This window comes from Pseudonocardia nigra, assembly GCF_019396355.1.
Taxonomy (GTDB): Bacteria; Actinomycetota; Actinomycetes; order Mycobacteriales; family Pseudonocardiaceae; genus Pseudonocardia; species Pseudonocardia nigra.
The window spans coordinates 24,104-36,581 of record NZ_JAHKRK010000028.1 but is presented as its reverse complement, the minus strand read 5'-3'; the positions used below and the strand labels follow the sequence as shown (position 1 = coordinate 36,581).

The 12,478-nt window shown below is 74.1% G+C and carries 13 protein-coding genes; 4 read left to right on the top strand and 9 right to left on the bottom strand.

Annotated elements, in window-relative coordinates:
* Positions 1 to 174: 174 nt before the first annotated feature.
* Entirely contained in the window at positions 175 to 1,113 is a 939-nt protein-coding gene (locus KME75_RS10180) for a LysR family transcriptional regulator (RefSeq protein WP_219414339.1), read from the bottom strand.
* Positions 1,114 to 1,194: 81 nt separating this feature from the next.
* On the opposite strand from KME75_RS10180, the gene KME75_RS10175 reads away from it, so the two are divergent.
* Both KME75_RS10175 and KME75_RS10170 read left to right on the top strand, forming a co-directional pair.
* On the top strand, positions 1,195 to 2,217 hold the full coding sequence (locus KME75_RS10175) for a threonine ammonia-lyase (RefSeq protein WP_219414338.1): 1,023 nt from the start codon (positions 1,195 to 1,197) through the stop codon (positions 2,215 to 2,217).
* A gap of 63 nt (positions 2,218 to 2,280) precedes the next feature.
* Complete coding sequence (locus KME75_RS10170) at positions 2,281 to 2,988, top strand: Pr6Pr family membrane protein (protein ID WP_308282678.1); 708 nt, start codon at positions 2,281 to 2,283, stop codon at positions 2,986 to 2,988.
* Here KME75_RS10170 and KME75_RS10165 read toward each other — a convergent pair.
* Genes KME75_RS10165 through KME75_RS10150 form a run of 4 tightly spaced genes read right to left on the bottom strand, consistent with a single transcriptional unit; the run spans position 2,954 to position 6,991 of the window.
* A complete protein-coding gene (locus KME75_RS10165; RefSeq protein WP_219414336.1) occupies positions 2,954 to 3,349 on the bottom strand; it encodes a hypothetical protein in 396 nt (131 codons plus the stop codon). The two genes, KME75_RS10170 and KME75_RS10165, sit on opposite strands and share 35 nt — an antisense overlap.
* A 22-nt stretch (positions 3,350 to 3,371) precedes the next feature.
* Positions 3,372 to 4,373, bottom strand: coding sequence for an ABC transporter ATP-binding protein (locus tag KME75_RS10160; protein ID WP_219414335.1), 1,002 nt, complete (start codon positions 4,371 to 4,373; stop codon positions 3,372 to 3,374).
* Positions 4,357 to 6,447: a dipeptide/oligopeptide/nickel ABC transporter permease/ATP-binding protein gene (locus KME75_RS42960; protein ID WP_308282677.1), complete on the bottom strand. Its 2,091-nt coding sequence runs from the start codon at positions 6,445 to 6,447 to the stop codon at positions 4,357 to 4,359. Before KME75_RS42960 ends, KME75_RS10160 begins: the two co-directional genes overlap by 17 nt.
* On the bottom strand, positions 6,434 to 6,991 hold the full coding sequence (locus KME75_RS10150) for an ABC transporter permease (protein WP_219414334.1): 558 nt from the start codon (positions 6,989 to 6,991) through the stop codon (positions 6,434 to 6,436). Before KME75_RS10150 ends, KME75_RS42960 begins: the two co-directional genes overlap by 14 nt.
* 122 nt (positions 6,992 to 7,113) lie before the next feature.
* On the opposite strand from KME75_RS10150, the gene KME75_RS10145 reads away from it, so the two are divergent.
* Together KME75_RS10145 and KME75_RS10140 are read left to right on the top strand one after the other, a co-directional pair.
* Positions 7,114 to 7,998 (top strand): helix-turn-helix transcriptional regulator, encoded by an 885-nt coding sequence (locus KME75_RS10145; protein ID WP_219414333.1) that lies wholly within the window; start codon positions 7,114 to 7,116, stop codon positions 7,996 to 7,998.
* A 49-nt stretch (positions 7,999 to 8,047) separates the two neighbouring features.
* On the top strand, positions 8,048 to 8,242 hold the full coding sequence (locus KME75_RS10140) for a hypothetical protein (RefSeq protein ID WP_219414332.1): 195 nt from the start codon (positions 8,048 to 8,050) through the stop codon (positions 8,240 to 8,242).
* Between the two features lie 36 nt (positions 8,243 to 8,278).
* Here the strand turns inward: KME75_RS10140 and KME75_RS10135 are convergent, their stop codons facing one another.
* From KME75_RS10135 to KME75_RS45755, 4 genes are read right to left on the bottom strand one after another with little or no spacing between them, the layout of a single operon-like run.
* Complete coding sequence (locus KME75_RS10135) at positions 8,279 to 9,298, bottom strand: LacI family DNA-binding transcriptional regulator (protein WP_308282679.1); 1,020 nt, start codon at positions 9,296 to 9,298, stop codon at positions 8,279 to 8,281.
* Positions 9,299 to 9,313: 15 nt separating this feature from the next.
* Positions 9,314 to 10,693: a GH1 family beta-glucosidase gene (locus tag KME75_RS10130; RefSeq protein WP_308282676.1), complete on the bottom strand. Its 1,380-nt coding sequence runs from the start codon at positions 10,691 to 10,693 to the stop codon at positions 9,314 to 9,316.
* On the bottom strand, positions 10,690 to 11,646 hold the full coding sequence (locus KME75_RS10125; protein WP_219414331.1) for an aldo/keto reductase: 957 nt from the start codon (positions 11,644 to 11,646) through the stop codon (positions 10,690 to 10,692). Before KME75_RS10125 ends, KME75_RS10130 begins: the two co-directional genes overlap by 4 nt.
* Positions 11,643 to 12,464, bottom strand: a complete 822-nt coding sequence (locus KME75_RS45755; RefSeq protein WP_219414330.1) for a VOC family protein — start codon at positions 12,462 to 12,464, stop codon at positions 11,643 to 11,645. The genes KME75_RS10125 and KME75_RS45755 overlap by 4 nt, the downstream gene beginning before the upstream one ends.
* Positions 12,465 to 12,478 lie beyond the last annotated feature (14 nt).

Sequence of the window (12,478 nt, the reverse complement as noted above, 5' to 3'; positions counted from 1 at the left end):
AGTCAGGACCGCGGAAACCGCAACCTCGTGAGGATCATGGCCCGTCGGTTGCTCGGTCCCCGTCGGACCGGCGTCCCCGCGAACTGATCGTCGTGAGATGCGTGTCCGCGTGCTCACCGCTGCGAGATCCGCATCTCCGCACCCGCCACCGCGCGGATTGCACTCTCGCGGCGATCACCCACCCGCCTCGGCCGATGACCGGGGCACGGTCTCGTCGGAGCGGGGCCAGCGCGGGGCCCGGGTCGTCTCGCGCAGGGCGTCCAGGAACGCCTGGGCCGGGAGTGGGGCGGGGCGGCCGAACGTGGCGGCGAGGATGCGCCGCCCGTCGCCGGGGATCCGGTCGATGCGCACGTCCGGGTCGCGGGCGGCGACGAGGGCGAGGCCGGGGAGCGTGCTGACGCCGAGCCCGGTGGCGACGAGTGCCTGCACGGCGACGTAGTCGTCCATCTCGAACTCGATGGACGGCGCGAAACCCGCGCGGGCGCACGCCGCCACCAGGTGCGCCCGGCAGCGCTCGCATCCGGCGATCCAGCGCTCGTCGCGGTAGGTCGAGAGTTCGGAGCGCCGGCCGGGCCAGTCTCGGTCGCGCGGCGTGACGGCGTAGAGCGGTTCGTCGAGCAGCGGCGCCGTCACGATCCCGCGGGTCGGCGGCGGGGCATCGCCGTGCTCGAACGCGAGTGCGACGTCGATCTCGCCGCGCTGCAGCGCGAGCAGTGCCGCGGGCGGCTCGGCCTCGGTCAGCGCGACCTCGACGCCGGGGTGTGTCACCGCCATCCGCGCGATCGCCCGCGGGGCGAGCGTGGCGAGCGCCGACGGGAAGGCGGCGAGCCGGACGCGGCCCGCGCGCAGCCCCGCGTGCTGGGCGATCTCCGTGCGCGCGGCCTCCACCCGCCCGAGGATCTCCTCGGCGCGCTCGACGAGCAGGCGGCCGGCCTCGGTCAGCCGGACCCCGCGCCCGGCCCGCTGCAGGAGAGGGACGCCGACCTCGGCCTCCAGCCGGGCCAGGTGGTGGCTGACCGAGGGCTGGGCGTAGTGCAGCGCCTCGGCGGCCGCGGTCACCGAGCCCTCGCGGGCGACCGCGACCAGCACGCGCAGGCGCGTCAGATCGAGCATCCGGGAACCATAGACGCGGTCTCTGGTTCTGCGGAGAACGTGTATTGGACCTATCGATCCGGCGCTGCCACCGTCGATCGCATGCGCCTCCCGACCATCACCGACACCCTGCGGGCCCGTCGTCTCCTCGCCGCGCACCTGGCCCCGACGCCCCTGCGGGTGCACCCCTGGGCGGACGGGGTCACCCTGCACGTGAAGCGGGAGGACGTGCAGCCGGTCGGGGCGTTCAAGGTCCGCGGCGGCCTGACCCTGCTGGCCGGGATGAGCCCGGCCGAGCGGGCCCGCGGCGTGCTCGGGTACTCGACGGGCAACCACGCCCAGTCGCTGGCCTACGCCGCCGCCCGGTTCGGGGCACCGTGCACGATCGTCATGCCCGAGCGGCCCAACCCCGCCAAGGCCGCTGCCGTCCGGGCGCTCGGGGCAGAGCTCGTCGAGCACGGCGCCGCGCTCGAGCAGGCGAGCGCCCACGCTGCGGAGCTCGCCGCGCGCACCGGGAAGCGGCTGGTCAGCGCGGGGGACGAGCCCGAGCTGGTCGCCGGGGTCGCCACGGCCTACCTGGAGCTGTTCGAGCAGGCCCCGGACCTCGACGCCGTCGTCGTCCCCGTGGGTGGCGGGAGCGGGGCGGCGGCCGCGTGCCTGGTGGCCGCGGCGGTGGCGCCGGGCTGCCGGGTGGTGGCGGTCCAGTCCGCGGCGTCCCCGGCGGCCCACGACTCGTGGCGCGGCGGGGAGCCCGTCGCCCGGCCGAACCGGATCATCGCCGAGGGCCTGGCCACCGGCACCGGCTTCGCGCTGCCGCAGGAGATCATGCGGGCCCACCTGGCCGACTTCCTGCTCGTCGACCACGCCGGCATCACTCGTGCACAGTGGACGATGCTGCGCGACCTGCACGTCCTCGCCGAGGGCGCCGGCGCCGCGGCGCTGGCCGCCGTGCTGACGCATCCGGAGCGGTTCGCCGGGCAGCGGGTGGCGGTGATGTGCACCGGCGGCAACGCGGGGGAGGCCGAGATCCGGCGGGTCGTGGACGTCGGCCGGACGCGGCCCCCGCGCACCGTCACCGGGGCGGGCGACGGGCGTGCCCCGCGGGTGGCACGAGCCCTACCGTAAACCCACGGCCCGGGTGACGTCCCGGCGCCCGGAGAGGGGCGGCCCGGGATGGGGAAGTCGGCGGTGTCATCGCCCCAGCGCGACACGACGGTGCGCGGGTACGCGTGGAGCCGGGCATGGCACGCGACGCTCGCCGTTGTCGTGCTCGTCGCCCTCGTCATCCAGGTCACCCTCGTGATCACCGGTGGCACGGACGTCAACTCCGGCCGGAGCACCCAGCACCTCGACGTGGGCACGAGGCTGCTGCGGCTGTTCAGCTACTTCACGATCCAGAGCAACCTGATCGTGCTGGTCGCAGCCGTGAGCCTGGCGCTGCGTTCCGGCCGCGACGGCCGCCTCTGGCGGGTCGTCCGGTTGGATGCGCTGCTCGGCATCGTGATCACCGGGATCGTGTACGCCACCGTGCTCGCCAACCTGATGGAGCACGAGGGCGCCGCCGCGTGGGCCAACGCCGGGTTCCACTACGTCTCGCCGTGGCTCACCCTCCTCGGATGGCTGCTGTTCGGTCCGCGCCCGCGGATCGACCGGGCCACGATGGCGTGGGCGCTCGCCTGGCCGCTGGCGTGGATCGCGTACACGTTCGCCCACGGCGCGGTCTCCGGCTGGTACCCCTATCCCTTCCTCGACGTGACCGCGCTCGGCTACGCGGCCGCCCTGCGCAACACGGCGGTCGTCGTGCTCGTCGCCCTCGTGCTCGTCGCGGTCCTGAAGGTCGCCGACGGCCGGCTCGGCGTCGTCACACGTCGCAGAGCTGCGTCCGGAGCGCCCTGAGGACCCACCGCTCCCACCGCTGCGGCGACCAGCCGCGGTCCCGGACGAACAGCAGGAACAGCTCCGGGCCGAGCAGCCCGTACAGCACGTCGGCGGCCCCCTCCGGTGAGACGTCCGCGGAGGCGCCCGGTTTGGCCATCAGGGAACGCGCGGCGGCGGACTGCACGGTGAAGCGCGGGTCCTCGTCGTACTGCCAGAGCTCGGCGACGTCGGGGTCGGTCGCGGCCGCGGCGGCGACGACCTCGGTGATCGGCGCGACCCGTTCGAGCACCTTCCGCGTCCCGGCGACGTGCGCCCGCAGGTGCGCCTCCGCGGTCTCGGCCGCCAGCGCGTCGCGGAACCACGGGCGGTCCAGCGGCATCCGCCACCTCGGCCACCGCTGATCACCGCGGTGCGTCCTCCGTCACCGGGAAGTGGCACGCGAGCCAGTGGGCGGTCCCCACCTGCCGCATCTCCGGTTCCTCCCGGGCGCACCGGTCCTCGGCGCGGGGGCACCGGGTGCGGAACCGGCACCCGCTCGGCGGGTGGATCGGGGACGGGGGCTCGCGGTTGATCGCCGGGTCGGCCGCGGCCCGCCCCGGTGCGCCCTTGGGGATGGAGGCGAGCAGCGCCCGGGTGTACGGGTGGGCGGGCCGGGCGAAGAGCGCGTCGCTCGAAGCGAGCTCGCAGGTCTTGCCCAGGTACATCACGAGGATCCGGTCGCTGATGTTCTTCACCACGGCCAGGTCGTGCGCGATGAACACCAGCGTGAGGTCGTAGCGCTGTTTGAGGTCCTCGAGCAGGTTGAGGATCTGCGCCTGCACCGACACGTCCAGCGCCGACACCGGCTCGTCGCAGATGATCACCTCGGGGTCGAGGACGAGGGCGCGGGCGATGCAGATCCGCTGGCACTGCCCGCCGGAGAACTCGTGGGGGCGCCTGCCCTCCACGGCCGCCGGGTCGAGGCCCACCGCCACGAGCATCTCGTCGATGCGGTCGGCGCCGTTGCCGTTGCCCCACACGCGCAGACCCTCGCCGACGATCCGGCGCACGTCGCGACGGGGGTTGAGCGACGAGATCGGGTCCTGGAAGATCATCTGGAGGAGCCGGCGGGTCCGCCGGAGCCGATCGCCGCGCAGGGCGGTGAGCTCGGTCCCGTCGAGCCGCACGGATCCCGCCGTCGGCCGGGGCAGCTGCATGATCGCCCGGCCGGTCGTGGACTTGCCGCAGCCCGACTCGCCGACGATGCCCAGCGTCTCCCCGCGGGCCACGTCGAAGCTCACGCCGGACACGGCGTGCACGGTGCCTCGGCGCCCGGCGGGGAACTCGACGGCGAGGTCCTCCACGCGCAACCGCACGTCCGCTCCGCTGCGCAGATGCGCGGTTCCGCTACCGGCCACGGTCATCCCCCGCCACGATCTCGCGAGGCTGGATTTCGCGGGTCTGGGGCCGGCCGCGCCGCATGTTCTCGGCCAGCGCCGCCCGGCCGGCGTCGGTCCCGACGGGGAACCAGCAGGCGTAGGCGTGCCCGGGGTCGTCCGCCGCGATCAGTGGGGGTTCCTCGGTCATGCAGCGCTCCTGGGCGTAGGGGCAGCGGGGGTGGAACCGGCACCCGGTGGGCAGGTCGGCGAGGTCGGGCGGGCGGCCCTCGACCACCCGCAGTCGCGTGTGGCTCGGATCGGCCGGATCGGGGATGGCCTGCAGGAGCGCCTCGGTGTAGGGCATGCGCGTACGGGTGAACAGCGCCTCGGTGGGCCCGCGCTCCACCACCTTCCCCGCGTACATCACGATCACCTCGTCGGCCCACTGCGCCACCACGGCGAGGTCGTGGCTGATCAGCAGCATCGCCATGTGCCGCTCCTGCCGCTGGGCGTGCAGCAGCCGCAGGATCTGGTCCTGCACGGTCACGTCGAGCGCGGTGGTGGGCTCGTCCGCGAACAGCAGCACGGGGTCGCACGACAGGGCCAGCGCGATCGTCACCCGCTGCCGCATGCCGCCCGAGAGCTGGTGCGGGTACTGCCGCAGCCGCCGGTCCGGCTCGGGCACCTGCACCGCCACGAGCAGCTCGCGCGCCCTGGCCAGCGCGTCGCGCTTGCTCATGCCGCGATGCACCTGCAGCGGTTCGGCCAGCTGGGTGCCGATGGTGCGCACCGGGTTGAGCGCGGTCATCGGGTCCTGGAACACCGCGCCCATCTGCGTACCCAGCACGTCGCGCAGCTCGTCGGCGTCCCGCCCGGACAGGTCCTGCCCGTCGAAGACCACTCGCCCGCTGCGGTCGGTGTTCTGCGACGGCAGCAGCCCGAGGACGGAACGCACGAGCATCGTCTTGCCCGAGCCCGACTCGCCGACGACGCCGACCGTCCGGTCGCGCTCCAGGGTGAGCGACACCCCGTCGACCGCGCGGACGTGGCCGCGCTCGGTGCGGAACGCGGTGCGCAGGTCGACCACCTCGAGCAGGCGCGGCCCACCACCGGTGTGCGTGGCGCCGGCCGCGTCCTCGACGGGAGCCGGGGCGGGACGCTCCACCCGGCGGCGCCGCGGAACGCCCAGGCCGCTCTCGCGGACGTCGCCCAGCTCGCGCAGCCGGTCGCCGACCAGGTTGAAGGCGAGCACCGTGAGGAACATGGCCGCGACGGGGGCAAGGGTCAGATGCGGGTCGGTCCCCAGGTCGTAGCGGCCCTCGTTGATCATCCCGCGCCAGGACGGGGTGGGCGGGGGAACGGACAGGCCCAGGAACGCGAGGCTGCCCTCGGCCACCACCACGACGGCCATCGCGATGAACGCGAAGGATGCGACGGGCAGCAGGACGTTGGGCACGATCTCCCGCCAGATGACATCGCGGCTCCGGGCGCCGAGTGCCCGCGCGGCGACCACGAACTCGCGCTCGGCGTAGGTCAGCGTGGCGCCCCGCACCACGCGGGTCCACGCCGGCACGCCCAGCGCGCCGAGCACGAGCAGGACGTTGAGGAAGCTGGCTCCGGCCATGGCGACCACCGCGAGCGCGAGGATCAGCGCGGGGAACGCCAGCGCGATGTCGCTCACCGCCATGATGACCGCCTCGGGCTTGCCCCGGTGGTAGCCGGCGAGCAGGCCGAGCGGCCCGCCGACGGCGAAGCAGATGGCGAGCGCCCCGATCCCGATGCCCAGCGACACCCTGGCCCCGTACACCACGCGGCTCAGCAGGTCGCGGCCCAGCCCGTCGGTGCCGAGGGGATGGGACCAGCTCGGTCCCGAGTCGGGCGGGCCGACGAAGGTCGCGTCGACGCCGTGCAGCGGCAGCAGGTCGGCGGTGGCGGCCGCCAGCACGACGAGCGCGATCCACGCCGCCGCGAGCCAGAAGCCGATCCCGAGCCGACGCCGCCTGCGCGACGGGCGTGCGGCTCGCCCGAGCCGCCACGGGAGACGGCTGGTCGCGGCGGGGAGACTCGCGGCGGCGGGCGTGACCGGCGCCCGGTCCGTCGCGGTGTCAGGTGGCAGCACGGCGGATCCTCGGGTCGATGGCGGCGTAGATCAGGTCGACCAGGAAGTTCACGACGACGTATCCGAGCGAGACGAGCACGACGCCGCCCTGCACCACGAGGTAGTCGCGGGAGAAGATCGCGTCGACGATGAGCCTGCCGACCCCCGGCAGCGCGAACAGCGTCTCGACGATCACCGACCCGCCGATCAGCGCGCCGAAGCTCAGCCCGACCACGGTGACCAGGGAGACCGCCGAGGGGCGCAGCGCGTGGCGCCACAGGATGCGCCGCGACGACAGGCCCCTGGCCCGCGCCAGCGCGATGTAGTCCTCCTGCAGCGTGGCGATCAGGTCGGTGCGCAGGAGCCTGGCGTACACCGCGACCTCGCTGATCGCGAGGGTGACGGCGGGCAGGATCATCGACTCGAGGTTCTCGACCGGGTCCTCGGTGAACGGGGTGTAGCCGGTGGCCGGCAGCAGGTCGGCGAGCACGGCGAAGACGAGGATCAGCAGCACCCCGGACACGAAGACCGGCGTGGACAGCAGCCCGAACGTGGTGGTGGTCAACGCCCGGTCCAGCAGGCTGCCGGCCCGGCGGGCGGCGACCAGCCAGCGCCAGCGCGATCACCTGGGCGAGCAGCAGGTGGTAGCGCCCGCGCTCGGCGCTGGAGACGATCCGCTCCGAGGCCGTGCGCCTGGAGTTCAGCGGGCTCACCAACAATCTGACGTGGATGCGGTTCATCGAGGTGCGGATCCTGCTGGAGCAGGGACACCACGCCGGCGCGGGCCGGCTCCTCGACGGGGTCGAGCCCGCGGAAGGGGCGGTGTACGCGGCCGTCCGGGAGTGCGTGCGCGGGCGCATCGCGCTGGCCGGCAAGGACCACACCGTCGCGCTGGACACCCTGCGCAGGCAACGCGACATCGGGCTCGCGAACGGGTGGTGCGAGGTGACCCAGTGCGCCCTCGAGGTGCTCACCTCCTGTCTGCGCGAGGTCGGGGACCACCGGGAGGCGCGACGGGCGGCCGAGCAACTCACCGAGCTGGCGGCAACGGTCGGTACCCCGAAGATCCGCCGATCGGCTCACCTCGCGATGGCGCTCGCGGACCGGCGGCCACAGCACGCGCAGGACGTGCTCGACGAGGCGACCGCGGAGGGGCTGCCGTTCGTCGCGGCGAAGGCGCACCACGTCCTCGCCACGCTGGGGCAGGACCGGGCGGAGCACCTGCACCGGGCGTCGACGCTGTTCGGCGACCTCGGCGCGCCGGTGTGGCAGAAGCTCGTGCTGGCGCAGGCGCGGGAGGCGGGCCTGGCGCTGGGCCGGGCACCCCGCCCGCCCGGCGGCGCGGACGAACTGACCGAGACCGAGCGGCAGCTCGTGCAGCTCGTGCACGACGGGCTGAGCAACCGCGAGATCTCCCAGGTGCTGCACTACAGCCGCAAGACCGTGGAGGCCTACCTCAGCAGGCTGTACCGCAAGACGGGGTGCCGCTCACGGGTCGACCTGGTGGTCGCACTCGAACGGGGCGGTTTGCTGCCCGCGCGAGCCAGTAGGGAGGGCGCGGGCACACGATAGGGACGCTCCCACATCCGCTGCGGGTGCCACCGGCCGTACCGTCCCCCGCGTGGAAGTCGTTGTCCGGTTCGATCCCCTGCCCGACCCCGGCGACGGGGGACAGGTGCACGGCACCGTCGGCGTGGCGGGCGAGGGGCAGCAGAGCGCGCCCTTCACCGGATGGCTCCAGTTGTTGAGCCACCTGGAGGCCCTGAGCGGCTGCGCCCCGGCGGAGCAGGCCGACGCACCGCCGAGCAGCAGGTGAGCCGGGCGCCGCGCCAACCGGTCGGGAGGCGCGGACTCACGCCGTCGCGCGCACCACGAGCTGCGTCGGCATGAGCACCCGCTGCCTGCCCGGCCTGCCCTCGATGGCGTCGACCATCAGCGTGGCGAGCTTGCGGCCCATCTCGACGGACGGTTGGGCCACGGTCGTGAGCGGGGGGCGGTGCCGCGCGCTGTCCGGGTCGTCGCCGAACCCGATCATCGCGACGTCGCGTGGCACGCGGACCCCGGCGGTCCGCAGGGCCCGCAGTGCGCCGACGGCGCTGAGGTCGGACGCGGCGATGACGGCGTCGATCGGCACCGGGCGGCCTAGCAGCTCGCCCATGGCCCGCTCGCCGCCCTCCTCGGTGTAGTCGCTGTCGACGACGAGCCGCTCGTCGACCGGAAGGCCGACCTGTTTGAGCCCGCGGCGGTAACCGGCGAGCCGGTCGGTGGCCGAGCGCATCTCCCGCACCCCGGTGATCATCGCGATGCGGCGCCGGCCCTTCGCGTACAGGTACTCCACGGCCTGGACGATCCCGCCGGTGTTGTCGGCGTCGACGTAGCGGCAGCCGGTGACGTCGAACGGCTTGCCCATGAACACCACCGGGACGCCCGTCTCGTGCAGCAGCCGCCCGAGGGGGTCACCGCGTTGCGGGGCGATGAGCATGACGCCGTCGACGTGCCGGCTCGCCACGTAGTTGCGCAGCCACTGCCGGTCGTCGCTCGAACGCGCCACCACCAGGATGAAGTGGAACGGCGTGGTGGACAGGTGCGCGGTGACGCCCTGGATCATCCCGGCGAAGAACGGCTCACCGAAGACGTGGCCCTGGTCCTCGGGGATCACGACGCCCACGGTGTCCGAACGGCTGGTCACCAGCTGCCGGGCGGCCAGGTTGGGCACGTACCCCGTGGCGGCGACGGCCTCGCGGACGGTGCGTTCGAGCTCCGCGCTCACCGGGGTGGAGCCGCGGACCACCCGCGAGACCGTGGACGGGGACACCCCCGCCCGCTGCGCGACCTCGGCGAGCGTGGGGCGGGGGGCCCGGTCGTAGGTGATGGTGAGCCTCCGGTCTCAGGCGGGCAGGCCGTTGCGCCGCGCCACCTCGGCGAACCAGCGCCCGCTGTCCTTGATCGTGCGCTGCTGGGTGGCGGAGTCGACGTGGACGATGCCGAACCGCCGGTCGTAGCCCCACGCCCACTCGAAGTTGTCCATCAGCGACCACACGAAGTACCCGCGCAGGTCGACCCCGTCGGCGATCGCGCGGTGGGCCGCCCGGAAGTGGCCGTCCAGGTAGTCGATGCGCTGCTGGTCGTGCACGCGCCCGTCCGGGCCCACGGCGTCGGGGTACGCGGCGCCGTTCTCGGTGACGTACATCGGCGGGGCGGCGTAGTCGCGCGCGACGCGGGTGAGGATGTCGTAGAGGCCCTGGTCGTCGATCTCCCAGCCCATCGCGGTGACCGGCTTCCCGGTCCGGATCTTCTCGATGTCGGCGGCGCCGACCCACGCATCGTTCGGCGTGTAGTCGGAGTCTGGGCGGGCGGCACGCACCACGTGCCGGCTGTAGTAGTTGACGCCGAGCACGTCCAGCGGCAGCGCGATCTGCTTGTCGTCGCCGTCGCGCAGGTGCTCGCCGCCCGCGATCGGGACGAGGTCGGCGAGCAGGTCGTCGGGGTAGCGGCCGGCGAGGATCGGGTCGAGGTACAGCCGGTTGCTCTGCCCGTCGACGCGCCGGGCGGCGTCGAGGTCGGCGGGGTCGTCGGTGGCCGCCTCGGTGGGGTAGAGGTTGAGCGTGATCCCGTAGCGCAGGTCGGGCCGCGCCGAGCGCATCGCCTCGACGGCGAGGCCGTGCCCGAGCATCAGGTGGTGCGCGGCCCGCACGGCGGCCGCGGGGTCCTGGATCCCGGGGGCGTGGTGGCCCGACGCGTAGCCCAGGAACGCCGAGCACCACGGCTCGTTCAGCGTGGTCCAGTCCGCCACCCGGTCGGCGAGACGGGCGTGCACGGCCGCGGCGTAGTCGGCGAACCGCAGCGCGGTGTCGCGCACCGGCCAGCCGCCCGCGTCCTCCAGCGCCTGGGGGAGGTCCCAGTGGTAGAGCGTGACCCACGGGCGGATCCCGGCGGTCAGCAGCTCGTCGACGAGCCGGTCGTAGAACGCGACGCCCTCGGGGTTGAGCTCGCCGCGCCCGTTCGGCTGCAGACGTGGCCAGGCCAGGGAGAACCGGTAGGTGTCGACGTTCAGCTCGCGCATCAGGGCGACGTCGTCGGCGTAGCGATGGTAGTGGTCGCAGGCGACGTCGCCGGTGTCGCCGCTGCGCGTGCGACCGGGGGTGTGGGCGAAGGTGTCCCAGATGGAGCGGCCGCGGCCGCCCTCGGCGACGGCGCCCTCGATCTGGTAGCTCGCCGTGGCGGTTCCCCAGGCGAAGCCCTCCGGGAACGTGATCGCGTCGGTCACGCCGTGGATCCTTCCAGCCAGTGGTCGGGGGTCGGAAGCAGGCGCTCCAGCTCGGGCCAGAGCGCCGGGGGGATGTCCATGGTCGCCTGCCGCACCACCTCGTCCACGCGTTCCGGGCGGGAGAAGCCGACGACGGTGGAGGAGATGCGCTCGTCCCGCATCGAGAACTGCAGGGCGGCCGCGGCGAGCGGAACGCCGTGCCGGGCGCACGCGTCCTCCATGCCGCGCACCGCGGCCAGCACCTCGGGGTGGGCCTCCCGGTAGGCGTACTTGCCCGTCGCCGCCGCGCCCTTGGCGAGGATCCCGCCGCCGAAGCACGCCGCGTTGACGACCGCCACCCCCCGCTCGACGGCGCCGGTGAGCAGCGCGTCGGCCGAGCGGTCGAGCAGCGTGTACCGGTTGTGGGTGAGCAGCACCTCGAACGCCCCGGTGCCGAGGTAGCGGTCCATCAGCGCGACGGGACCACCCGCCACGCCGAGGTGCTCGGCGAGCCCCTCGTCGCGGATCCGCAGCAGTTCCTCGACGGGCCCGCCCGCGGCCATGCCCTCGTCGAAGGAGATGTGCTCGGGGTCGTGCAGGTACAGCAGCGGGACGCGGTCCAGACCGAGCCGCTCGAGGCTCTCCTCCAGCGAGCGACGGACGCGGGCGCCGGAGAAGTCGCCGGAGGCGTCGCGATCGACCTTGGTGGCGAGCACGAACCCGTCCGGCAGCCCGCCCGCCTGCGCGACGGCCGCCCCGATCCGCCGCTCGCTCTCGCCGCCGCTGTAGCCGTTGGACGTGTCCAGGAACGCGATCGGCCCGGCGAGAACGCGGGCCGCCGTGGCGATGCCGCGCTCGGCCGGGGTGTCGTAGCCGAAGACCTGCGGCATCCCGCCGATCCCGCTGCCGCCCGCGCACACCGCGGAGACCGTGAGACCGGTCTTCCCGAGCGGGCGCAGCCAGTCGTCGTTCACTGCACGCCCTCCACCAGGACGGGCAGGCCGTCGCGGTCGACGAGCAGGCACGGGTTCGCCGCGTCGCGCTTCGCGCCCGCTTCGGCCAGCCGGTCGGCGACCGCGTCCGGGTCCTCCTCGGTGACGCCGATGCCGCGGAAGCCGAGCAGGTCGGCGTCGGGCCGCCACGGCGGGTCCTGCTTCTCGGCGCCGTAGGTGAACACCTCCAGCACGGTGCCGGCGGCGTGCAGGTAGGTGATCTCGAAGCCGCGGGGGTCCTGCGGCTGGAAGAGCCGCCCGGCGACGCCGAACCCGAGGGCCGAGCGGTAGAAGCCCAGCGTGTCCTGCAGCTCGTCGACCGTGACGGCGACGTGGTCGAAGCGCGGTGCCGCCGGCACCGGCTGCGCACGCTCGGCCGTCACCAGCTCCTCGTCCCACACCTCGTCGTACTGCAGGTCGCCCTGGATGAACTCGAGCAGCACGCCGTCGGGGTCGTAGAAGAAGGCGATGCGCACGCCGCCGGCGGCGTCGAGCGGTTCGAGGTGGAACCGGACGCCCTCGGCGTGCAGCCGCTCCACCCGCGCGTCGAGGTCCACCACCTTGAGCCCGATGTGCCGGAAGCCGCGCTGCAGGTCGTCGCCGATCCAGGCGCTCGCCCGGCCGCCGGGGACCTCGGACAGGCGCAGCACGGTGGGTCCGGCCGACAGCCACGCCTGCCGTGGGCCGTCCTGCTCGGGCGCGGGCACCGGGGTCAGGTCGAGCAGCCGGGTGTAGAAGTCGACCGAACGGTCGAGGTCGCTCACGTTGAGCGTGACGAAGCGGATCGGGGAGACGGGCACGGTGGGCCTTTCGT

Excerpts from the sequence above, each read along its gene's own strand:
- KME75_RS10180 (WP_219414339.1), bottom strand. The coding sequence starts at position 1,113 with ATGCTCGATCTGACGCGCCTGCGCGTGCTGGTCGCGGTCGCCCGCGAG.
- KME75_RS10160 (WP_219414335.1), bottom strand. The coding sequence starts at position 4,373 with ATGACCGTGGCCGGTAGCGGAACCGCGCATCTGCGCAGCGGAGCGGAC.
- KME75_RS10175 (WP_219414338.1), top strand. The coding sequence starts at position 1,195 with ATGCGCCTCCCGACCATCACCGACACCCTGCGGGCCCGTCGTCTCCTC.
- KME75_RS10165 (WP_219414336.1), bottom strand. The coding sequence starts at position 3,349 with ATGCCGCTGGACCGCCCGTGGTTCCGCGACGCGCTGGCGGCCGAGACC.